General features: G+C 59.0%; 17 protein-coding genes and 1 other RNA gene. 7 read left to right on the forward strand and 11 right to left on the reverse strand.

Annotated elements, in window-relative coordinates:
- Window positions 1–12 precede the first annotated feature (12 nt).
- From greA to grpE, 7 genes are all read right to left on the reverse strand, one after another.
- On the reverse strand, window positions 13–489 hold the full coding sequence (gene greA / locus HX790_RS16120) for a transcription elongation factor GreA (RefSeq protein WP_017139258.1): 477 nt from the start codon (window positions 487–489) through the stop codon (window positions 13–15).
- Complete coding sequence (carB, locus tag HX790_RS16125) at window positions 486–3707, reverse strand: carbamoyl-phosphate synthase large subunit (protein WP_017139259.1); 3222 nt, start codon at window positions 3705–3707, stop codon at window positions 486–488. The genes greA and carB overlap by 4 nt, the downstream gene beginning before the upstream one ends.
- 105 nt (window positions 3708–3812) lie before the next feature.
- Window positions 3813–4949 carry a glutamine-hydrolyzing carbamoyl-phosphate synthase small subunit gene (gene carA / locus HX790_RS16130; RefSeq protein ID WP_017139260.1) on the reverse strand — a complete coding sequence of 379 codons (1137 nt, stop codon included), beginning with the start codon at window positions 4947–4949 and terminating at the stop codon, window positions 3813–3815.
- Between the two features lie 258 nt (window positions 4950–5207).
- Entirely contained in the window at window positions 5208–6014 is an 807-nt protein-coding gene (gene dapB / locus HX790_RS16135; protein WP_176991787.1) for a 4-hydroxy-tetrahydrodipicolinate reductase, read from the reverse strand.
- A gap of 10 nt (window positions 6015–6024) precedes the next feature.
- Complete coding sequence (dnaJ, locus tag HX790_RS16140; RefSeq protein WP_017139262.1) at window positions 6025–7149, reverse strand: molecular chaperone DnaJ; 1125 nt, start codon at window positions 7147–7149, stop codon at window positions 6025–6027.
- A 318-nt stretch (window positions 7150–7467) separates the two neighbouring features.
- Window positions 7468–9384, reverse strand: coding sequence for a molecular chaperone DnaK (dnaK, locus tag HX790_RS16145; protein ID WP_017139263.1), 1917 nt, complete (start codon window positions 9382–9384; stop codon window positions 7468–7470).
- A 102-nt stretch (window positions 9385–9486) separates the two neighbouring features.
- A complete protein-coding gene (gene grpE, locus HX790_RS16150; RefSeq protein ID WP_017139264.1) occupies window positions 9487–10047 on the reverse strand; it encodes a nucleotide exchange factor GrpE in 561 nt (186 codons plus the stop codon).
- A 254-nt stretch (window positions 10048–10301) separates the two neighbouring features.
- On the opposite strand from grpE, the gene recN reads away from it, so the two are divergent.
- The gene (gene recN, locus HX790_RS16155; protein ID WP_099547634.1) at window positions 10302–11975 is read left to right on the forward strand and encodes a DNA repair protein RecN; all 1674 of its coding nucleotides are present in this window, start codon (window positions 10302–10304) and stop codon (window positions 11973–11975) included.
- A gap of 98 nt (window positions 11976–12073) precedes the next feature.
- Here recN and fur read toward each other — a convergent pair whose 3' ends face one another.
- On the reverse strand, window positions 12074–12478 hold the full coding sequence (gene fur, locus HX790_RS16160) for a ferric iron uptake transcriptional regulator (RefSeq protein WP_017139266.1): 405 nt from the start codon (window positions 12476–12478) through the stop codon (window positions 12074–12076).
- Between the two features lie 98 nt (window positions 12479–12576).
- Between fur and HX790_RS16165 the strand changes: the two genes are divergently transcribed.
- Window positions 12577–13104: an outer membrane protein assembly factor BamE gene (locus HX790_RS16165; protein ID WP_017139267.1), complete on the forward strand. Its 528-nt coding sequence runs from the start codon at window positions 12577–12579 to the stop codon at window positions 13102–13104.
- Between the two features lie 63 nt (window positions 13105–13167).
- Here the strand turns inward: HX790_RS16165 and HX790_RS16170 are convergent, their stop codons facing one another.
- Both HX790_RS16170 and HX790_RS16175 read right to left on the reverse strand, forming a co-directional pair.
- Window positions 13168–13470, reverse strand: a complete 303-nt coding sequence (locus tag HX790_RS16170; protein ID WP_017139268.1) for an RnfH family protein — start codon at window positions 13468–13470, stop codon at window positions 13168–13170.
- Window positions 13463–13897 carry a type II toxin-antitoxin system RatA family toxin gene (locus HX790_RS16175; RefSeq protein ID WP_005791512.1) on the reverse strand — a complete coding sequence of 145 codons (435 nt, stop codon included), beginning with the start codon at window positions 13895–13897 and terminating at the stop codon, window positions 13463–13465. Before HX790_RS16175 ends, HX790_RS16170 begins: the two co-directional genes overlap by 8 nt.
- A gap of 167 nt (window positions 13898–14064) precedes the next feature.
- Here HX790_RS16175 and smpB point away from each other — a divergent pair, with 167 nt between their 5' ends.
- On the forward strand, window positions 14065–14547 hold the full coding sequence (gene smpB, locus HX790_RS16180; RefSeq protein ID WP_003176160.1) for an SsrA-binding protein SmpB: 483 nt from the start codon (window positions 14065–14067) through the stop codon (window positions 14545–14547).
- A 27-nt stretch (window positions 14548–14574) separates the two neighbouring features.
- Here the strand turns inward: smpB and HX790_RS16185 are convergent, their stop codons facing one another.
- Window positions 14575–15342, reverse strand: a complete 768-nt coding sequence (locus HX790_RS16185) for a GntR family transcriptional regulator (RefSeq protein WP_017139269.1) — start codon at window positions 15340–15342, stop codon at window positions 14575–14577.
- Window positions 15343–15594: 252 nt separating this feature from the next.
- Between HX790_RS16185 and HX790_RS16190 the strand changes: the two genes are divergently transcribed.
- The 4 genes from HX790_RS16190 (at window position 15595) to ssrA (ending at window position 21087) form a co-directional block, all read left to right on the forward strand.
- The gene (locus HX790_RS16190; protein WP_017139270.1) at window positions 15595–17289 is read left to right on the forward strand and encodes a lactate permease LctP family transporter; all 1695 of its coding nucleotides are present in this window, start codon (window positions 15595–15597) and stop codon (window positions 17287–17289) included.
- A 70-nt stretch (window positions 17290–17359) separates the two neighbouring features.
- Window positions 17360–20182 carry an FAD-binding and (Fe-S)-binding domain-containing protein gene (locus HX790_RS16195; RefSeq protein ID WP_099547632.1) on the forward strand — a complete coding sequence of 941 codons (2823 nt, stop codon included), beginning with the start codon at window positions 17360–17362 and terminating at the stop codon, window positions 20180–20182.
- A 125-nt stretch (window positions 20183–20307) separates the two neighbouring features.
- Window positions 20308–20586 carry a hypothetical protein gene (locus tag HX790_RS16200; RefSeq protein ID WP_017139272.1) on the forward strand — a complete coding sequence of 93 codons (279 nt, stop codon included), beginning with the start codon at window positions 20308–20310 and terminating at the stop codon, window positions 20584–20586.
- A gap of 104 nt (window positions 20587–20690) precedes the next feature.
- Window positions 20691–21087: a transfer-messenger RNA gene (ssrA, locus tag HX790_RS16205) on the forward strand.
- Window positions 21088–21420 lie beyond the last annotated feature (333 nt).

A 21420-nucleotide genomic window follows, 5' to 3' on the forward strand; every position in this document is an offset into this window, starting at 1 on the left:
GGGCGCCGCCTTTCAGACGTGACGAACTTCAACAATCTCGTACTCGGTAACGCCACCTGGCGTCTTAACGGTCACCACATCACCCTCTTCCTTGGCAATCAAGGCGCGGGCCAGTGGCGAACCGACGGAGATCTTGCCGAGCTTGAAGTCAGCCTCGTCCTCACCGACGATGTGGTAAACCACGCTTTCATCCGTTTCGACGTTGGCGATTTCCACGGTGGTGCCGAAAATCACCTTGCCGGTTTTAGGAATGGTCGTTACGTCGATCACCACCGAGTTCTGCAGGCGGCCTTCGATATCACGGATCCGCGCCTCAACCATACCCTGCTGCTCTCGAGCAGCGTGGTATTCGGCGTTTTCCTTCAAGTCACCCAGCTCGCGGGCCGTACCGATGTCCTGGCTCAGCTTCGGGCGGACGACCTTGGTCAGATGGGCGTGCTCCTCTTCCAGGGCCTTGAAGCCCTGGACGGTCATTGGGTATTTGGTCATGCCTTCAATCCTGCGTGTAGATCCTGCAAGCGACGCACGGTCTTTTCCGGACCGAACTTGAGCGCTTCGCAGATGGCTTCGCCAGCAGCAATGGTGGTGGTGCAGTAGATCTTGTGCTGCAAGGCATTACGACGAATGGAGTAGGAGTCCGCGATCGACTGGCGACCTTCGGTGGTGTTGATGATCAGCGTGACTTCGTCATTCTTGATCATGTCGACCACGTGCGGACGGCCTTCCGTCACCTTGTTCACGCGACGTACTTTCAGGCCGGCAGCTTCGATCAGCTTGGCGGTCCCGGCAGTTGCCACGACTTCAAAGCCCAAGTTGATCAGATCACGGGCCACGCCTGCAACCAGTGGTTTGTCATCATCACGCACGCTGATAAACGCAGTACCGCCGGTCGGCAGCACTTCGCTGGCGCCCATCTGGGCCTTGGCGAATGCTTCACCGAAAGTGTCACCCACACCCATCACTTCACCGGTGGACTTCATCTCTGGGCCCAGGATCGGGTCCACACCAGGGAATTTGGCGAATGGGAACACCGCCTCTTTCACGCTGTAGAAGTTAGGAATGATTTCCTTGGTGAAGCCGATTTCCTTCAGGGTCTTACCCGCCATCACGCGGGCAGCGATCATGGCCAGGGACACACCGATGCACTTGGAAACAAATGGCACAGTACGCGAAGCACGCGGGTTCACTTCGATGACGTAGATGTCTTCGCCTTGCAGCGCCAACTGAACGTTCATCAGGCCGACCACGCCCAGTTCCAGGGCCATTTTCTTGACCTGTTCGCGCATCTCGTCCTGGATGTGCGCTGGCAGCGAGTACGGCGGCAGCGAGCAAGCGGAGTCACCGGAGTGAACGCCAGCCTGTTCGATGTGCTGCATGATCGCGCCGATGACTACGTCGGTACCGTCGCACACCGCATCCACGTCCATTTCGATGGCGCAGTTGAGGAAGTGGTCCAGCAGCACCGGGCTGTCGTTCGACACTTTCACCGCATCACGCAGGTAGCGCTTGAGTTCTTCTTCTTCGTAGACGATTTCCATCGCCCGGCCGCCCAATACGTAGGACGGACGCACCACCAGCGGGTAGCCAATCTTGCTGGCGGCGCGGATGGCTTCGTCTTCGCTGCGCACGGTGGCGTTTGGCGGCTGACGCAGGTTCAGGCGCTCGACCATTTGCTGGAAGCGCTCACGGTCTTCGGCACGGTCGATGGCGTCAGGGCTGGTGCCGATGATCGGCACGCCGGCCGCTTCCAGGGCACGCGCCAGCTTCAGCGGGGTTTGGCCGCCGTACTGCACGATCACGCCTTTCGGCTTCTCGACGCGGCAGATTTCCAGCACGTCTTCCAGGGTTACCGGCTCAAAGTACAGACGGTCGGAAGTGTCGTAGTCAGTCGAAACAGTTTCCGGGTTGCAGTTGACCATGATGGTCTCGTACCCGTCTTCGCGCAGCGCGAGGGCGGCGTGTACGCAGCAGTAGTCGAACTCGATACCCTGGCCAATACGGTTCGGACCGCCGCCCAGGATAATGATCTTGTCGCGGCCCGACGGCGCGGCCTCGCACTCTTCCTCGTAAGTGGAGTACAGATACGCGGTGTCGGTGGCGAACTCGGCCGCGCAGGTATCAACGCGCTTGTAGACCGGGAAGATTTCCAGCTTGTGGCGGTGGGTGCGCAGGTTCTTCTCGGTCACACCCAGCAGCTTGGCCAGACGCTGATCGGAGAAACCTTTGCGCTTGAGGCGGAACATCAGGTCGCGGTCGATAGAGGACAGACCGAGGGTCTTGACCTTCTCTTCTTCCTTGATCAGATCTTCGATCTGCACCAGGAACCACGGATCGATCATGTTCATGCCGAAGATCTGTTCGACGGTCATACCCGCGCGGAAAGCATCGGCCACGTACCAGATACGCTCGGCGCCCGGCACGGTCAGCTCGCGCTTGAGCACGCTCATGCTTTCCGGGTTGCTCAGGTCGAGCTTTTCATCCAGGCCGCAAACACCCACTTCCAGGCCGCGCAGGGCTTTCTGCAGGGATTCCTGGAAGGTCCGGCCGATGGCCATTACTTCGCCAACCGACTTCATCTGAGTGGTCAGGCGTGCGTCGGCCTTGGCGAACTTCTCGAAGGCAAAGCGCGGCAGCTTGGTCACGACGTAGTCGATGGACGGCTCGAAAGACGCCGGCGTAGCGCCGCCCGTGATTTCGTTTTGCAGCTCGTCCAAGGTGTAACCGATCGCCAACTTGGCGGCGATGCGCGCAATCGGGAAGCCGGTCGCTTTCGATGCCAGTGCCGAAGAACGCGACACACGCGGGTTCATCTCGATCACGACCATACGACCGGTGTCCGGGCAGATGCCGAACTGAACGTTGGAACCGCCGGTTTCAACGCCGATCTCACGCAGTACCGCCAACGAGGCGTTACGCATGATCTGGTATTCCTTGTCCGTCAGGGTCTGCGCCGGAGCAACGGTGATCGAGTCGCCGGTGTGCACGCCCATCGGGTCGAAGTTTTCGATGGAGCAGACGATGATGCAGTTGTCCTTTTTGTCGCGGACAACCTCCATCTCGTACTCTTTCCAGCCGATCAGGGATTCGTCGATCAGCAGCTCTTTGGTCGGCGACAGGTCCAGGCCACGGGCGCAGATTTCTTCGAACTCTTCACGGTTGTAAGCAATACCGCCACCGGTGCCGCCCATGGTGAAGGACGGACGAATGATGCATGGGAAGCCCAGCTTTTCGAGAACCGCGTTGGCCTCTTCCATGCTGTGGGCAATACCGGAGCGCGGGCAGTCAAGGCCGATGGACTTCATGGCCTTGTCGAAACGCGAACGGTCTTCAGCCTTGTCGATGGTGTCGGCGTTGGCGCCAATCATCTCTACGCCGAACTTCTCCAGAACGCCTTCGCGCTCCAGGTCCAGGGCGCAGTTGAGTGCGGTCTGGCCACCCATGGTCGGCAGCAGCGCGTCGGGACGCTCTTTCTCGATGATCTTGGCAACGGTCTGCCACTTGATCGGTTCGATGTAAGTGGCGTCGGCCATGTCCGGGTCGGTCATGATGGTGGCCGGGTTGGAGTTCACCAGGATGACGCGGTAACCCTCTTCGCGCAGGGCTTTACAGGCCTGAGCGCCGGAGTAGTCGAATTCGCAAGCCTGGCCGATCACGATCGGGCCAGCGCCGAGAATCAGGATGCTTTTTATGTCTGTACGTTTTGGCATGGGTTTGTCACTCAAATCCGCAGGTCAGTCGGCAAGCCGTCTTGAACAATCGTTGAAGAGCCTGCGGGGGCCACCGAGGTTCGGGGCCGCCCGCAGGCCTCTCAGTCAGCGTCGCTTGGCCATCTCATTGATGAAACGGTCGAACAGCGGCGCTACGTCGTTCGGGCCAGGGCTGGCTTCAGGGTGGCCCTGGAAGCTGAACGCGCTCTTGTCGGTGCGCTCGATGCCTTGCAAGGAGCCGTCGAACAGCGACTTGTGAATGGCGCGAACGTTGCTCGGCAAGGTTGCTTCATCCACCGCAAAACCGTGGTTCTGGCTGGTGATCATCACAACGCCGGTGTCCAGGTCTTGTACCGGGTGGTTGGCACCGTGGTGGCCGTGGCCCATTTTCAGGGTCTTGGCGCCGGACGCCAGGGCCAGCAGTTGGTGACCGAGGCAGATGCCGAATACCGGAATCTCGGTTTCCAGCACGTCCTTGATTGCCTGGATGGCGTAGTCGCACGGCTCAGGGTCACCCGGGCCGTTGGACAGGAACACGCCGTCCGGTTGCAGGGCCAGCACGTCGCTCGCAGGGGTTTGCGCCGGCACCACGGTCACGCGGCAGCCGCGCTCAACCAGCATGCGCAGGATGTTGTACTTCACGCCGTAGTCGTAGGCCACAACGTGGTATGGCAGCTCGCTGGCGTCGATGGTCGCGTGACTGTCGGTCTTCAAGTCCCAGACAGTGGAGCGCCACTCGTACTTCTCTTTGACGCTGACAACTTTCGCCAGGTCCATGCCCTTCAGGCCAGGGAAGCCTTGGGCAGCGGCAATCGCCGCCTCTTCGGAGATATTGTCACCGACCATGATGCAGCCGTTCTGCGAGCCTTTTTCACGCAGGATGCGTGTAAGGCGACGCGTATCGATACCGGCGATCGCCACAACATTGTTGGCTTTCAAGTAATCGGACAGCGACATCGTGTTACGCCAGTTGCTCGCAACCAGTGGCAGATCACGAATGACCAGACCGGCCGACCAGACACGATCAGACTCGACGTCTTCCGGTGTAGTACCGGTGTTGCCGATGTGCGGATAGGTCAGGGTAACGATTTGCTGGGCGTAGGAAGGATCGGTAAGGATTTCCTGATAGCCGGTCATGGCAGTGTTAAACACTACCTCTCCAACGGTTTGACCGTCGGCTCCAATGGCTTCGCCGCGAAAAATGCTGCCATCAGCAAGGGCGAGTATGGCTGGCTTAGTCAAGAAGACCTCCCGTAAATAAAGCCTGAAAGGGCGATCGCAGGTTGTAAAAAAGCGGAGTGACGTATGGACACGTCACCCCGCTTCTTCACTGAATTATTCTGCGCGCTTTTAGTGGACACACTAAAGCTGTAGCTTACAGAAAAAGGCTTTTTTGGTCCACCGCTAATGAGCCTTAAAGGCAGGGGAATGCGACAGGACGTCGCCTAGCGGGTAAAAACGGGGCCTAAGCATAAGCTTGAGGCCCGGTTTTGGCTACTCTTAGTGCAGATCCAGCACGTCGCGCATGTCATACAGACCAGGCTCACGACTTTCCAGCCAGAGCGCCGCACGCACCGCACCCTTGGCAAATGTCATGCGGCTGGAGGCTTTGTGCGTGATCTCCAGGCGCTCGCCTTCACTGGCAAACAGCACGGTGTGATCACCCACCACATCACCACCGCGCACAGTGGCAAAGCCGATGGTGTCATGGGCACGCGCACCGGTATGGCCTTCACGCCCGTAAACAGCGACTTTAGACAGGTCGCGCCCCAGGGCATCGGCAATCGCCTCACCCATGCGCAGTGCAGTACCCGACGGCGCATCGATCTTGTGGCGATGGTGGGTCTCGATGATCTCGATATCCGCCTCATCACCCAACACGCGCGCGGCCAGGTCCAGCAACTTGAGCGACAAGTTCACGCCGACGCTGAAATTGGCGGCGAAGACGATCGGAATATCCTTGCCCGCCTCCACCAGCAACTGCTTCTGCTCGGCATTCAAGCCTGTGGTGCCGATGACCATGGCCTTGCCCGTCTTGCGGCAGAACGCCAGGTTTTTCAGCATCACTTCCGGCAAGGTGAAGTCGATCAGCACATCAAACTCGTCAGCCACCTGCTCCAGGTTGCCCGACAACGAAACGCCGATGCGACCCAGCGAGGCCAGCTCACCGGCGTCCGCACCGATCAGCGTGCTGCCAGGGCGAACAATCGCCGCCGTCAGCCCGGAGGCCGGCGAGCGCTGCTGCACCGCCTCGACCAAGGTCTTGCCCATGCGCCCAGCAGCGCCCATTACGGCTATACGTCGCATATTCACGTCCTTACAAGTCGCCGAAGAAGCGCTTAACGCCATCGAAGAAGCCGGTGGTTTTCGGCGAATGGGAGTCATCGCCTTCCAACGAGCTGCGGAACTCTTCAAGCAGTTCGCGTTGACGGCGACCCAGATTGACCGGCGTTTCCACCGCCACACGGCACATCAAGTCGCCAGCACCGCCACCGCGCACCGGCGCAACGCCTTTGCCACGGATACGGAACTGCTTGCCGGTCTGGGTGCCTTCCGGGATCTTGAGCTTGACCCGACCATCAAGGGTTGGAATTTCCAGCTCGCCGCCCAATGCCGCGTCGACAAAGCTGATCGGCACCTCGCAGAACAGGTGTTTGCCATCACGCTGGAAGATCGAGTGCTCACGCACATTGATCACCACGTACAGGTCGCCCGTCGGGCCACCTTGAGTGCCCGCCTCGCCTTCGCCAGACAGGCGAATACGGTCACCGGTATCAACACCCGCCGGCACTTTCACCGAAAGGGTCTTGTACTCTTCGACACGACCTTCGCCGTGGCAGGAGTCGCACGGATCGGAAATGATCTTGCCCTGGCCATGGCAGCGCGGGCAGGTCTGCTGCACCGAGAAGAAGCCCTGCTGCATGCGCACCTGGCCAATACCGCCACAGGTCGGACAGGTAATCGGCGAGGACCCCTTCTTGGCCCCCGAACCGTCGCACGGCTTGCAATTGACCAGTGTCGGCACACGGATATTGACCGTGGTACCGCGCACAGCCTCTTCCAGGTTCAGCTCCAGCGTGTAACGCAAGTCACTGCCACGCTGGGCACCGCCGCGCTGACCGCCACGGCCGCCACCAAAGAAGTCGCTGAACACGTCGCCGAAAATATCGGAGAAGTTCTGACCACCAAAACCGGCACCGCCGCCACCCATACTCGGGTCGACACCGGCATGGCCATACTGGTCGTAGGCCGCGCGTTTACTGGAATCAGACAAGCATTCGTAGGCCTCATTGGCCTCTTTGAACATCTCTTCGGATTCTTTGCTATCCGGATTACGGTCCGGGTGGTGCTTCATCGCCAGGCGACGGTAAGCCTTTTTCAGGTCCGCCTCGCTGGAGCCGCGCTCCACACCCAACACTTCGTAATAGTCACGCTTTGCCATAAGTCTTTGCACTCTTAAGGACGTTCAGCCCGGCCCTCCTGAGCCTTGCCGAACTCGTTGAGCCCCAATACAGGCCCGGACCCAACTCACGTCAATTCAACGATCCTGGTCATAACTACTTTTTAGCCAGGGACCCGGCCAAAAATGCGGTATTTACTGCTCGGAAAGCAGGAGCATTCCCGATCACACCGCCAGCACCCGAACCTTGTCGCATGCTGTAAAAATTCACATACCCCAGACACGCCAACGCGGGAGCAAGCTCCCGCGCGGCGACATCCTACCAGTCACCGCTTGATAGCGGTCAACCGGGCAACCAACTTACTTCTGCTCTTTGACTTCTTCGAACTCGGCATCGACAACATCATCGTGCTTGGCTTCAGGCTCTGCGTGCTGTGCAGCGCCTTCTGCCGGCTGGCCTTGCTCGGCGTACATTTTCTGGGCAACCGGTGCGGAGACTTTCGACAGCTCCTCAACCTTGGCTTCGATGGCAGCCTTGTCGTCGCCTTTAATGGCGGTTTCCAGGGCAACCACAGCTGCTTCGATCGCGGTCTTCTCTTCGGCGGTCACTTTGTCGCCTGCTTCGGAGACCATTTTACGCGTCGAGTGAACCAGGGCATCGCCTTGGTTACGTGCACCGGCCAGCTCAGCAAACTTGGCATCCGCATCAGCGTTGGCTTCAGCATCACGAATCATCTGTTGAATTTCTTCATCAGACAGACCGGAGTTGGCCTTGATGGTGATCTTCTGCTCTTTGCCGGTCGCCTTGTCTTTGGCACCTACGTGCAGGATACCGTTGGCATCGATGTCGAAGGTCACTTCAATTTGCGGCACGCCACGTGGTGCTGGTGGAATCTCAGCCAGGTCGAACTTGCCCAGGGACTTGTTCTGAGCGGCTTGCTTACGCTCACCTTGCAGCACGTGAATGGTCACAGCGCCCTGGTTGTCGTCGGCAGTCGAGAACACTTGCGATTTCTTGGTAGGAATCGTGGTGTTTTTCTCGATCAGCGCGGTCATCACGCCACCCATGGTTTCGATACCCAGGGTCAGCGGGCTGACGTCCAACAGCAGAACGTCTTTCACGTCGCCGGCCAATACCGCACCCTGGATCGCAGCACCCATGGCAACCGCTTCGTCCGGGTTCACGTCTTTACGTGCTTCTTTACCGAAGAACTCGGTGACCAGCTTCTGAACCAGTGGCATACGGGTCTGACCGCCAACCAGGATCACGTCGTTGATCGAGCCAACATCGATACCGGAGTCTTTCAGCGCAATGCGGCAAGGCTCGATGGTGCGTTGTACCAGGTCTTCAACCAGCGCTTCGAGCTTGGAACGCGAGATTTTCACGTTCAAGTGCTTAGGACCAGTGGCGTCTGCAGTGATGTACGGCAGGTTCACGTCGGTCGACTGAGCCGAAGACAGCTCGATCTTGGCTTTTTCAGCGGCCTCTTTCAGGCGCTGCATCGCCAGCGGGTCACCCTTAAGGTTCATGCCGCTTTCTTTCTTGAATTCGTCAACGAGGTAGTCGATCAGACGAATGTCAAAGTCTTCACCACCCAGGAAGGTGTCGCCGTTGGTGGCCAACACTTCGAACTGGTGCTCGCCATCAACTTCAGCAATCTCGATGACGGAGACGTCGAAAGTACCACCACCCAGGTCATAAACGATCACGGTGTGGTCGCCCTTGGCCTTGTCCATACCGTAGGCCAGAGCGGCTGCGGTGGGTTCGTTGATGATACGTTTTACGTCCAGGCCAGCGATGCGGCCGGCGTCTTTGGTCGCCTGACGCTGGCTGTCGTTGAAGTAGGCCGGAACGGTGATCACCGCTTCAGTCACGGCTTCACCGAGGTAGTCTTCGGCGGTTTTCTTCATCTTTTTCAAGATTTCAGCCGAGATTTGCGGCGGCGACATTTTCTGGCCGTTTACTTCAACCCAGGCGTCACCGTTGTCAGCCTTGGCGATTTTGTAAGGGACCATCTTGATGTCTTTCTGTACGACTTCTTCGTCGAACTTACGACCGATCAGACGCTTAACCGCGTACAGGGTGTTGTGCGGGTTGGTCACAGCCTGACGCTTGGCCGACTGACCTACGAGGATTTCACCGTCGTTGGCGTAAGCAATGATCGACGGCGTGGTACGCGCGCCTTCGGCGTTTTCGATAACTTTAGCAACGCCGTTTTCCAGCACGGAGACGCAGGAGTTGGTAGTCCCCAGGTCGATACCGATAATTTTGCCCATGATTTACTCTCCCGAAACTTTAATTAGGTTGCCGCAGCAGTGGTGGCTAACTGCGGTAGCACTTAAACGCTTGACTTATAGATGGGGCCGTTACGACTGATTTCAAGCCTGCTCATCAATAGAAGGTGCAACGGGTGCAGGAGCCTTGCTCACCACTACCATCGCCGGGCGCAGCAAGCGACCGTTGAGCTGATAACCCTTCTGGAACACTTTCAGTACACTGTTGGGCTCCAGGTCATGGCTTTCCTGCATGGCCATGGCTTGGTGATGCTCAGCATTGAACGGCTCACCGCCTTGCGGATCGATGGCTTCCAACTGATAACGCTTCAGGGTGTCCTGGAACATTTTCAGGGTCAGCTCGATCCCTTCGCGCATCGGACGGATGTTTTCGTCATCCGGGTTGGACAACTCAAGGCCACGCTCCAGGCTGTCGATAATCGGCAGCAGGTCGTTGGCGAATTTTTCCAGCGCGAATTTGTGAGCTTTCTCGACATCCTGCTCGGCACGGCGGCGGACGTTCTGCAGATCGGCGGCAACACGCAAAGATTGATCCTGCGCAGCGGCCAATTGCTCTTCGAGCACTTGCACACGAGTTGCCAGTTCATCACCGGCAGCCGAATTGGCGTCTGGAGTTTGCGTATCCTGCGTCTGTTCGTCAGCCATAGATTTCTCCTTTCAAAATCATGCGCGAACTCAACTCGCGCTTCTGTTCCGGTATATGGGGCCACAATTTTCAGGTTCAAGGGCGCAGGCGTTACCAAAAGTCTTTCGCTTGCTCTGGATCAATTCCGGCAGCGTCATTGCGCTTTGCGCTAAAAAATCCGCGCACTCAAGCAAATTGAGCTAAGCACCAGGATTGCCAGCCCTGAATAAAACACTGTATAAATAACCAGACCTAAAGCCTGGGAGCGGCCGTCATGCTGGTGCACCTGTCCGTACATAACTACGCCATCGTTGAACACCTGGATCTCGAACTGGATCGCGGGATGAGCGTAATCACAGGCGAAACCGGCGCCGGCAAATCGATCATGCTCGACGCCCTGGGCCTGACCCTGGGCGACCGCGCCGACAGTGGCGTGGTACGCCCCGGCGCAGACAAGGCCGACATTCTGGCCACGTTCGACCTGGCCGATATTCCCGAAGCCGAGGCCTGGCTGGCCGAGCGCGACCTTAATAATGAAGGCCCGTGCATCCTGCGACGCGTCATTACGGCGGAAGGTCGTTCACGCGGCTACATCAATGGCACGCCCTGCCCGCTTGGCGATTTAAAGGCACTGGGCGAGTTGCTGATCGATATCCACAGCCAGCACGAACACCAATCCTTGCTGAAAACCGACACTCATCGCCGCCTGCTCGACGAATACGCCGGCGCCACCGACCTGGCGCGCCAGGTGCAGCTTGCCGCCCAGCGCTGGAGGCAAACCCGCCAGGAGCTGGAGCGACTTTCCAATTCCGGCGACGAACAACGCGCTCGCCATCAACTGCTCAGCTATCAGCTTGAAGAGCTGGAGAGCCTGGGCCTTGGCGAAACCGAGCTGGAGCAACTTGAGCAGGAACACAAAAACCTGACCAACGCCGAAACCCTGCTGGGTATCTGCCGCCAAGTGGTGGAGCAATGCAGCGAAAGTGATTCGGGCAATGTACTGAACGCACTGACCGCCAGCCTCAATCGCCTATCGAGCGTGAACAGCGGGTCGGGCTCCTTGAGCGAGGCCACCACCCTGCTGACCAGTGCGCAGATCCAGGTAGAAGAAGCCGTTGGGGAACTGAATCGCTTCCTGGACCACTTCGACGCCGACCCCGCGCGCCTGCAAGAAATCGAAGAGCGCCTGGACACTATCTATACCCTGGCGCGCAAACACCGCATCCAGCCGACCGAAGTGGCGACGATGCAGCAAAAGCTGCTGGATGAGATCGAAACCCTCAACGCCAATGATGAATCCATTGAAAGGCTGGGCGATGAACTCGCCTCCTTCGCCCGCCATTACCAGGAAAAGGCCCGCGAGCTCAGCCACCTGCGCCAGCAAGCCGCTACCAGCCTGGCCAGTGCCGTGGAGCAGGAAATTCAACGCCTGGGCATGCCTGGCGGGCGCTTCACCATTGAGCTGCACGCCAACACCAGCAACGAGCTGCAACCCCATGGCCTGGAACAGGTGGAGCTGCTGGTGAGCGCCAACCCTGGCCAGCCGCTCAAGGCACTGGCGAAAGTGGCGTCCGGCGGTGAGCTGTCGCGGATCAGCCTGGCGATTCAGGTCATTACCGCCCAGACCTCGCGGGTACCCACGCTGGTATTCGACGAAGTGGACGTGGGGATTGGCGGGCCGACGGCGGAGATTGTCGGCCAACTGCTGCGCCGCCTTGGGGAGCGTGGCCAGGTGCTCACCGTGACTCACTTGCCGCAAGTGGCCGCCCAAGGGCATCAGCATTTATTTGTACACAAAGTGCGCGGCAGCGATGCGACGCATACGGCCGTGTCCAAGCTGAACAAATCGGAGCGGGTAGAAGAAGTGGCGCGGATGTTGGGCGGCATCGACCTGACGAAAGAGTCCCTGGCCCACGCGAAGAAGATGGTAGTGGCAGCCAAGGCTTGAACCGAGCTTTTTTCGCTCTATTTTCTCTCTTATAGAAAGCACGAAGGCGACCCTAGGGTCGCCTTCTATCGTTTCACAGAGCAAATCTGTGTCGATTTTTACTTTTTCTTACGGATGTACAGGACCAGATTATGGTCCACCAAATCGAATCCATGCTGCTCAGCGATCTGGTGCTGGAGCTTCTCGATTTCCGGGCTGGTGAACTCGATAACCTCATTGGTATCCAGGTCAACCATGTGATCGTGATGACCACCGTCAGCCAATTCGAACACTGCATGACCGCCGTCGAAATTATGACGAACCACCAGCCCTGCGGCTTCAAACTGGGTCAGCACACGGTAAACCGTGGCCAGGCCAACGTCCTCGTTAGACTCCATCAGCGCCTTGTAAACATCCTCGGCACTCATGTGGCGCTGCTCAGCAGAATCGAGCATTTGTAGAATCTTGACTCGTGGCAGAGTCACTTTAAGACCGGCTTTGCGTAGTTCGCTATTTTCAACCATGGTTAGCTTTCTCGCGGATGCTGCTTCGCAGCTTCTCTTAATACGGGTATGATCGGCGTTTACGTTGTCCCAGCCAAGATAGTGGAAGTCGCCCACCGATGCAAAACACCAAGCTCTTGCTAACCAGTTTCACCCTTGTGGGACTGCTCGCACTCGCCGGTTGTTCATTCCCCGGGGTTTACAAAATCGACATCCAGCAGGGCAATGTCGTCACGCAGGACATGATAGACCAGTTACGCCCGGGAATGACCCGACGGCAAGTACGGTTTATTATGGGCAACCCCCTGCTGACCGACACTTTTCATGCCGATCGCTGGGATTATCTCTACAGCATCCAGCCAGGTGGCGGTGAGCGCCAGCAGGAGCGCGTCAGTGTCATCTTCAATGGCAATGACCAGCTTGTGAGCCTGTCCGGTGACTTCATGCCCGGCGTAAGCCGTGATGAAGCCTTGCTCGGCAAGGACAACGGCACCAATGTGACTGCGCCAGCGCAGGAAGCAGAGAAGCCTAAGTCCGAAGTACCGGCCAAGCCTGGCTCCTTGCTGGATCAGATCCAGAAGGACGTCGACGGCGTGCAGACCGTTCCTGTCCCGACGCCACAGCCTCTGGACACCAGCCCGCAGTAATTTTGCGGCGCTCGATAAAAAGCCCGGCATACCGGGCTTTTTGTTGCCTGCCGATTGGCAGCCTTATGGGTTCTGCTGCCGCGCCAAGGCCGCCTTGGCCGCACGCAGCCTGCGCACTTCCTTGGGGTCTGCCAGCAAGGGCCGATAAATCTCAATTCGATCACCTGGCTGCGCAACACGCACGTGCGCATCGGCGACCACTTTGCCGAATATGCCCAGTTGGCAATCCGCCAATACCAAGCCTGGAAATTGCTCAGCAATCCCCGACGCCAGCACCGCGGCCCTCAGGCTGGTGCCCGCAGGCACCGTCACCGCCAGCAAGACCTGGCGATCCTCAGCGGCGTACACCACTTCAATCTCAACCATGCAGTTGTTTGGCCCGCTGACAGAATGCATCCACCAGGGTGTTGGCCGCCTGGTTGAACAAAGGCCCCAAGGTCGCCCGCACAATCGGGCCGGCGTAATCAAAGGACAGGTCCAGGCTGATCTTGCAGGCCTTGTCGGTCAGCGCCTTGAATACCCATACCCCATGCAACTGGGTGAACGGCCCTTCCTGCAGGTTCATCTCAATGGATTTGCCCGGCACCAGCACATTGCGCGTAACAAAATGCTGGCTAAGCCCACCCTTGGCTACCCCGACACTGGCGACCATATGCTCATCACTGCTTTCCAGCACTTCGGCGGTTGAGCACCAAGGCAGGAATTCCGGGTAACGCGCTACGTCATTGACCAGGTCATAGAGCGCCTGAGCCGGATAAGGCAATAAAGCCGAACGTTGAATATGCGTCGTCATGTGAGCGTTACTTCCACTGCTTGAGGCAAACATCGCGAAAGAACAGCCCGATCCGCGAGAGAAAAAAACCAGAGAACTGCCGGTATTGTCCGGGATTCGTCCAACACGCTCAAGCACGCAGGTTGACCGTAGCCGATACGCTCGCAACTCCCTATAATGCCGCCCCTATGGCTAAACAAAAGAAACACCCCACAGGGACCATCGCGCAAAATAAAAAGGCGCGACACGATTACTTCATCGAACATCGGTTCGAGGCTGGTCTGGTCCTGGCCGGCTGGGAAGTAAAAAGTCTGCGCGCCAGCAAGCTGCAACTGGTCGACAGCTACGTATTGCTCAAAGATGGCGAGGCATGGCTGCTGGGCAGTCATATCACCCCGCTGACCACCGCGAGCACCCACGTGATTGCCGACCCGGTGCGCACGCGCAAGCTGTTGCTCAACGCCCGCGAACTGGAAAAGCTCGCTGCCGCCGTACAGCAGAAAGGCTATGCCTGTATCTGCCTGTCCTGGTACTGGAGCAAGCACCTGGTCAAGTGCGAGATCGCGCTGGGCAAGGGCAAGAAGGAATACGACAAGCGCGATACCGAGCGTGAGCGCGACTCCAACCGTGAGTTGCATCGCGCCGTGCGCAACAAGGGCAAGGAAGAGTAATCCTTGTGACGGTGTAGCCCACGCGGGCTACATCCCTTTACGTCGCTCCGCCCTAGCCACGCGCTGAACTTCCTGCCGCACCTCCTCCAACACTTCCTGCACATACAGCAGGTGACGTGTTGAGACTTCCCGCGCCTGTTCGGCCCGCCCTTCGATAATTGCCAAATACAAATCCCGATGCTGACTGATGAGCATGTCGCGGGTTTCTGTACGCTGCTGGTACATGCCGCCGATATTGGTCACCACGTTACGCTTGAGCAAATCGAACAGCCCACGAATGGTGTGCAGCAACACGGCGTTATGGCTGGCCTCAGCGATGGCCAGGTGAAAGCGCGCATCCGCTGCGCCCTCTTCCAGCCGGCTAACTTCATCGGCGCGGGTGTAGCAATCCTGCAGCGCCTCAAACGCTGCGGTCAGCCGCTCGCGGTCGACCTCAGTAGCACGCAATGCGGCGTAGTAAGCACAGGACGCTTCCAGGGTCTGACGAAACTCCAGCAAATCCCGCTGAGCCTCCGGGTTATTTTCCAGCAGGTGCAGCAACGGATCACTGAAGGTCGAACCCAGAGAATCCGCCACATAGTTACCGCCGCCCTGGCGGCTGACCAACAACCCCTTGGCCGCGAGTTTCTGAATCGCCTCCCGCAGCGAAGGGCGCGACACGCCAAACTGTTCAGCCAAAGCGCGTTCGGCTGGCAAGCGTTCGCCCGACTTGAGCGTGCCCTCAAGGATCATGCCCTCAAGCTGCTCGACAATATCGTCAGACAAACGGCGCTGACGCACCTGATCAAACCCCATAACTCACTCTCCACAAACCCGACCACTCGCCAGGCCCTCTATTCTCGCCTATCGCCGCGCTTGCGGCACCTATCAGAACGCCTTCGATTGACCCAACCAGAACACCTCACCCACACCGCTACGACCAAAGTTTCGTGGGCGGCAAATTGACACACCCCTGCCAAGGCTTTTACTCTAGCCGACAGCGACTGTAAATTGGTATTACCAATTATCCAAGCTGACCAAACAACAACAATCAGGGGCCACCCCATTATGCAAACCTGGCAACAGCTCTACAGCCCACTCGGCAGCCTTGGCCTGTCCGCACTGGCCGCCGTTATCCCGATCGTATTTTTCTTCCTGGCACTGGCCGTGTTCCGCCTAAAAGGCCACGTGGCAGGCAGCATCACCCTGGCGCTGTCGATCCTGGTGGCGATTTTCGCGTTCCAGATGCCGGTAGACATGGCGCTGGCCGCCGCCGGTTACGGGTTTGCCTATGGCCTGTGGCCCATCGCCTGGATCATCGTCGCTGCCGTATTCCTCTACAAACTGACGGTCAAGAGCGGGCAGTTTGAAATCATCCGCAGCTCGGTCCTGTCGATTACCGATGACCAGCGCTTGCAGGTGCTGTTGATTGGCTTCTGCTTCGGCGCCTTCCTTGAAGGCGCAGCCGGTTTTGGGGCCCCTGTGGCAATTACTGCCGCACTGCTGGTGGGCCTGGGTTTCAACCCGCTGTACGCCGCCGGCCTGTGCCTGATCGCCAACACCGCGCCTGTAGCGTTCGGCGCGCTGGGCATTCCGATCATCGTCGCCGGGCAAGTCACCGGTATCGATTCGTTCAAGATCGGCGCCATGGCCGGCCGCCAGTTACCGCTGCTGTCGTTGTTCGTGCCGTTCTGGCTGGTGTTCATGATGGACGGCCTGCGCGGCGTTCGCGAAACCTGGCCAGCCGCACTGGTAGCGGGCCTGAGCTTTGCCGTCACCCAATACTTCACCTCCAACTTCATCGGCCCGGAACTGCCGGACATCACCTCGGCCCTGGCCAGCCTGGTAGCGCTGACGCTGTTCCTGAAAGTCTGGCAGCCCAAACGCAGCGCCGGCGCACAAATTGCCGGCGCCACCTCCGCCGCAGCGGTCACCGCCAGCGCAGGTGGCTTCGGCCAGCCACGCCAAACCGTCGCCTCGCCTTACAGCCTGGGGCAGATTTTCAAAGCCTGGTCGCCGTTCCTGATCCTCACCGTGCTGGTCACTATCTGGACGCTCAAGCCGTTCAAAGCGATGTTCGCCGCCGGCGGTTCGATGTACAGCTGGGTGTTCAACTTCGCGATCCCGCACCTGGATCAACTGGTGATCAAGGTCGCCCCGATCGTCACCAACCCCACGGCGATTCCGGCCGTGTTCAAGCTGGACCCGATTTCAGCCACCGGCACCGCGATTTTCTTCTCTGCACTGATTTCGATGCTGGTGTTGAAAATCAACCTCAAGACTGGTCTTACCACTTTAAAAGAGACCTTCTACGAACTGCGCTGGCCGATCCTGTCCATTGGCATGGTGTTGGCGTTTGCCTTCGTCACCAACTACTCCGGCATGTCCTCGACCATGGCCCTGGTATTGGCCGGCACCGGCGCTGCCTTCCCGTTCTTCTCGCCGTTCCTCGGCTGGCTGGGGGTTTTCCTGACAGGCTCCGACACTTCGTCCAACGCCCTGTTCAGCTCGCTGCAAGCCACCACGGCGCATCAGATCGGCGTCAACGACACCTTGCTGGTAGCAGCCAATACCAGCGGCGGTGTGACCGGCAAGATGATCTCGCCACAATCAATCGCGGTGGCCTGCGCCGCCACCGGCCTGGTGGGCAAAGAGTCCGACCTGTTCCGCTTTACCCTCAAGCACAGCCTGTTTTTTGCCACCATCGTCGGGCTGATCACGCTGGCGCAGGCCTACTGGTTCACCGGTATGCTGGTGCACTAAAACCTGCGCGTAACAGGGTAAGAATCGACGCCGGACAACGATGCCGGCGTCAGCTATTTCTGGAGGACCGATGAGCCTGCCTGCTGCTTTCCTGAGCGACGTCGCACAACTGATCCCGAAAGATCGTCGCTTCGACGACCCTCTTTCCACCCTCGCCTTCGGCACTGACGCCAGCTTTTACCGACTGATCCCACAGCTGGTGGTTCGCGTGGAGTCAGAAGACGAAGTCGTGGCGCTGCTGCACCTGGCCCAGCGCGACCGCGTACCCGTGACCTTCCGCGCAGCCGGCACCAGCTTGTCCGGTCAGGCCATCAGCGACTCGGTGCTGATCGTGCTGGGCGACAATTGGAATGGCCGCGAAATTCGTGGCCAAGGCACGCAGATCCGCCTGCAACCCGGCGTGATCGGCGCCCAGGCCAATGCGTGGCTGGCGCCGTTCGGGCGCAAGATCGGCCCCGACCCGGCCTCGATCAACGCCTGCAAGATCGGCGGCATCGTCGCCAACAATGCCAGCGGCATGTGCTGTGGCACCGCGCAAAACACGTATCACACCCTGGCCGGCATCCGCCTGGTACTGGCTGATGGCAGCCGCCTGGATACCGAGGACGCGGCCAGTGTCAGCGCCTTTCGCCAACAGCATGGCGAGCTGCTGGAGCGCCTGGCCACGCTGGGCCGGGAGACGCGGGCAAATGCCGAACTGGCTGCAAAAATCCGCCACAAATACCGTCTGAAAAACACCACCGGCCTGTCACTCAACGCCTTGGTGGATTTCGATGAACCCCTGGATATCCTCAGCCACCTACTGGTGGGTTCCGAAGGCACCCTCGGTTTTATCAGCGCAGTGACCTACGACACGGTGATCGACCACCCGAACAAGGCCTCGGCGCTGATTGTGTTCCCGGACGTGGAAACCTGCTGCAATGCCGTGACGGTGCTCAAAACCCAACCCGTCTCCGCCGTTGAGTTGCTGGACCGGCGCAGCATGCGCTCGGTGCAGGACAAACCCGGCATGCCGGCTTTCGTACAGCAGCTATCGGAAAACGCCTGCGCGCTGCTGATCGAATCCCGTGCCGCATCACCTTCATTACTCCAGGAACAACTGGCGCTGATCATGGCGTCCCTGGCCGCCTTCCCGGTAGAAAAACAGGTCGACTTCACCCAAGACCCGCTGGAAAACGCCCGCCTGTGGGCCATCCGCAAAGACACGTTCCCGGCCGTCGGCGCCGTGCGTAAAACCGGCACCACGGTGATCATCGAAGACGTGACCTTCCCGGTCGAGCAACTGGCCATCGGCGTAAACCGCTTGATCGAGCTGTTCGACAAACATCACTACGACGAAGCAATCCTTTTCGGACACGCCCTGGAAGGCAATCTGCATTTCGTGTTCACCCAAGGCTTCAACAGCAGTGAAGAAGTCGCACGCTACCAGGCGTTCATGGACGATGTGGCGCAGTTGGTAGCCGTGGAGTTCGGAGGTTCGCTGAAAGCCGAACACGGCACCGGCCGTAATATGGCGCCCTTCGTCGAGCTGGAATGGGGCAGCGATGCCTACCAGTTGATGTGGCAGCTTAAACGCCTGCTCGACCCCAACGGCATCCTTAACCCCGACGTGGTGCTGAGCGAAGACCCGCAAATCCACCTTAAGCACCTTAAACCGCTGCCTGCGGCCGACGAGCTTGTGGATAAGTGCATCGAGTGTGGTTTTTGTGAGCCAGTGTGTCCCTCCAAAGGCCTGACGCTCAGCCCGCGCCAGCGCATCGTGATCTGGCGCGATATCCAGGCAAAGAGACGCGCAGGCGTCGACACCACCGAACTGGAAGCGGCCTACCATTACCAAGGCATCGACACCTGCGCCGCCACCGGGTTGTGTGCGCAACGCTGCCCGGTCGGCATCAATACCGGCGACCTGGTGAAAAAGCTGCGTGCTCGCGACGCCGACCGTACGAAAACCGCCGACTGGCTGGCCGGCCATTTCTCCACGGCCATGCAAGGTGCGCGCTTTACCCTGCATGTCGCCAATGGCGCGCGCATGCTGCTGGGCGCGCCTCGCCTGGCGAAGCTCTCGGCAAAAATCACACAGCTGTCCAAGGGGCAGATCCCGCAGTGGAGCAATGCCATGCCACAGCCGGAAAAAGCCATCCGCTTCAGCCCGGCAGTTGAAGACGAGCGCCCGCGCGTGGTTTACCTGGCCGCCTGCGTCTCACGCGCCATGGGCCCATCAGCCGACGATAAAGAGCAGATGTCGCTGTACGACAAAACCCGCGGCCTGCTGGAAAAAGCCGGTTACCAAGTCGTGTTTCCCGACAACCAGGACAGCCTGTGCTGCGGCCAGCCATTTGCCTCCAAAGGCTACGCCGAACAAGCCGAGCACAAGCGCCAGGAGCTGATCGGCGCCCTGCTCCACGCCAGCCGTGGCGGCCTCGACCCGATCTACTGCGACACCAGCCCCTGCACCCTGCGGCTGGTGCAAGACCTCGGCGAAACCCGCCTGGACCTCTACGACCCGGTGCGTTTTATCCGCACCCACCTGATGGACCGCCTCGACTTCACGCCACAGCAAGCCCCCATCGCCGTGCATGTCACCTGTAGCACCCAGCACCTGGGCGAAAGCCAGGCCTTGATCGACCTTGTGCGGCGCTGCGCCACCACCGTGGTGATCCCGGAAGGCATTCACTGCTGTGGCTTCGCTGGCGATAAAGGCTTCACCACCCCGGAACTCAACGCCCACTCACTGCGCTCGCTCAAGGACGCGGTGCAACATTGCAGCGAAGGCATTTCCACCAGCCGCACCTGCGAGATCGGCCTGAGCCAGCATGGCGGTATCGATTACCACGGCCTGGTCTACCTCGTAGACCGCGTCACCCAGGCCCGCGCCCATGAAACCTGCAAATAAAACAGAACCCCTGCGTGCCGGCGCAGTCACTTGAATAGGCCTCGGCGAACGAGGCTCATCCGTGACCTCGCTGGCTGCCCCGCCTCGGCGCAGCATCGAGCCTTATTTGCTCAAGGAGATACCCCATGAAGCGTACTGCTCTTGCTGGCGTGTTCATCACCGCCGCAATGTTGGCCTCGCCTGTTTTTGCTGCCGGCGAGCCGGACCTGTGCAAAATCAACCTGGACAAAATCAACAACGGCCAAGCCCTGCTCGCCACCGACACCAGTGGCAAAAAGGGCGAAATTGACACCGCCGTGTCCCAGGCCAAAGCCGCGCACGCCGCTGGCGATGACAAAAAATGCATCGAGATCACCTCCAAGGCCCTGCAAGATCTGCAGAACGGCGACAAAGGCGGCCAATAAGCGGTTCACTCGCTGAGGGCCAACCTTCGGGTTGGCCTTCCGTGACGGTTTGGCGTACACTGCACAGGCTTGTCACTCACTAAGAAACAACGAGTTACAAGCACGGGGCCGTTTAGGATTCGACGCCGGTCGCGAAACTTTAGGTGCATGCCGAGTTGGTAACAGAACTCGTAAATCCACTGTTGCAACTTCTTATAGTTGCCAATGACGAAAACTACGGCCAGGAATTCGCTCTCGCTGCGTAAGCAGCCTTAGCCCTGAGCTTCTGGTACCTTCGGGTCCAGCAATCACCAGGGGATGTCTGTAAACCCAAAGTGATTGTCATATAGAACAGAATCGCCGTGCAGTACGTTGTGGACGAAGCGGCTAAAACTTACACAACTCGCCCAAAGCACCCTGCCCTTCGGGTCGCTGAGGGTTAACTTAATAGAAACGGCTACGCATGTAGTACCGACAGCGGAGTACTGGCGGACGGGGGTTCAAATCCCCCCGGCTCCACCAATTCGAAGCATCGACAAAACCCGCCTAGTGCGGGTTTTGTTGTTTCTGGAGGCTGGAAAGCCCAGCCGGCGGGCCTTCGGATTTTTCCTTCAAGATGTCGCGCCGTTGGTGAACTGGCGCAGCACCCACCACAACGCTAACGTTCCCCCGTCGCTGCTCATCAGCGACCGGCTTTGACAGGCCGAAAAGTGTAACCTTTCACACCCCATGATTTAACGGCATGCTTCACGCATCCCGTCTCGTTCATGGCGGCTGTGCGTGGGGCATCTTCGGGTGCGCCGGGTTCCTACACTTCCGGCCTGTCAACCCGCGTACAGCTGCCACCCAATCCTG

Source organism: Pseudomonas sp. IPO3747, assembly GCF_013385245.1.
In the GTDB taxonomy this organism is placed as follows: Bacteria; Pseudomonadota; Gammaproteobacteria; order Pseudomonadales; family Pseudomonadaceae; genus Aquipseudomonas; species Aquipseudomonas edaphica.

Bases quoted from the DNA above. Each gene is read 5' to 3' on its own strand.
- greA (WP_017139258.1), bottom strand. From the start codon at position 489: ATGACCAAATACCCAATGACCGTCCAGGGCTTCAAGGCCCTGGAAGAG.
- carB (WP_017139259.1), bottom strand. From the start codon at position 3,707: ATGCCAAAACGTACAGACATAAAAAGCATCCTGATTCTCGGCGCTGGC.
- dapB (WP_176991787.1), bottom strand. From the start codon at position 6,014: ATGCGACGTATAGCCGTAATGGGCGCTGCTGGGCGCATGGGCAAGACC.
- dnaJ (WP_017139262.1), bottom strand. From the start codon at position 7,149: ATGGCAAAGCGTGACTATTACGAAGTGTTGGGTGTGGAGCGCGGCTCC.
- dnaK (WP_017139263.1), bottom strand. From the start codon at position 9,384: ATGGGCAAAATTATCGGTATCGACCTGGGGACTACCAACTCCTGCGTC.
- grpE (WP_017139264.1), bottom strand. From the start codon at position 10,047: ATGGCTGACGAACAGACGCAGGATACGCAAACTCCAGACGCCAATTCG.
- recN (WP_099547634.1), top strand. From the start codon at position 10,302: ATGCTGGTGCACCTGTCCGTACATAACTACGCCATCGTTGAACACCTG.
- fur (WP_017139266.1), bottom strand. From the start codon at position 12,478: ATGGTTGAAAATAGCGAACTACGCAAAGCCGGTCTTAAAGTGACTCTG.
- HX790_RS16165 (WP_017139267.1), top strand. From the start codon at position 12,577: ATGCAAAACACCAAGCTCTTGCTAACCAGTTTCACCCTTGTGGGACTG.
- HX790_RS16170 (WP_017139268.1), bottom strand. From the start codon at position 13,470: ATGGTTGAGATTGAAGTGGTGTACGCCGCTGAGGATCGCCAGGTCTTG.
- HX790_RS16175 (WP_005791512.1), bottom strand. From the start codon at position 13,897: ATGACGACGCATATTCAACGTTCGGCTTTATTGCCTTATCCGGCTCAG.
- smpB (WP_003176160.1), top strand. From the start codon at position 14,065: ATGGCTAAACAAAAGAAACACCCCACAGGGACCATCGCGCAAAATAAA.
- HX790_RS16185 (WP_017139269.1), bottom strand. From the start codon at position 15,342: ATGGGGTTTGATCAGGTGCGTCAGCGCCGTTTGTCTGACGATATTGTC.
- HX790_RS16190 (WP_017139270.1), top strand. From the start codon at position 15,595: ATGCAAACCTGGCAACAGCTCTACAGCCCACTCGGCAGCCTTGGCCTG.
- HX790_RS16195 (WP_099547632.1), top strand. From the start codon at position 17,360: ATGAGCCTGCCTGCTGCTTTCCTGAGCGACGTCGCACAACTGATCCCG.
- HX790_RS16200 (WP_017139272.1), top strand. From the start codon at position 20,308: ATGAAGCGTACTGCTCTTGCTGGCGTGTTCATCACCGCCGCAATGTTG.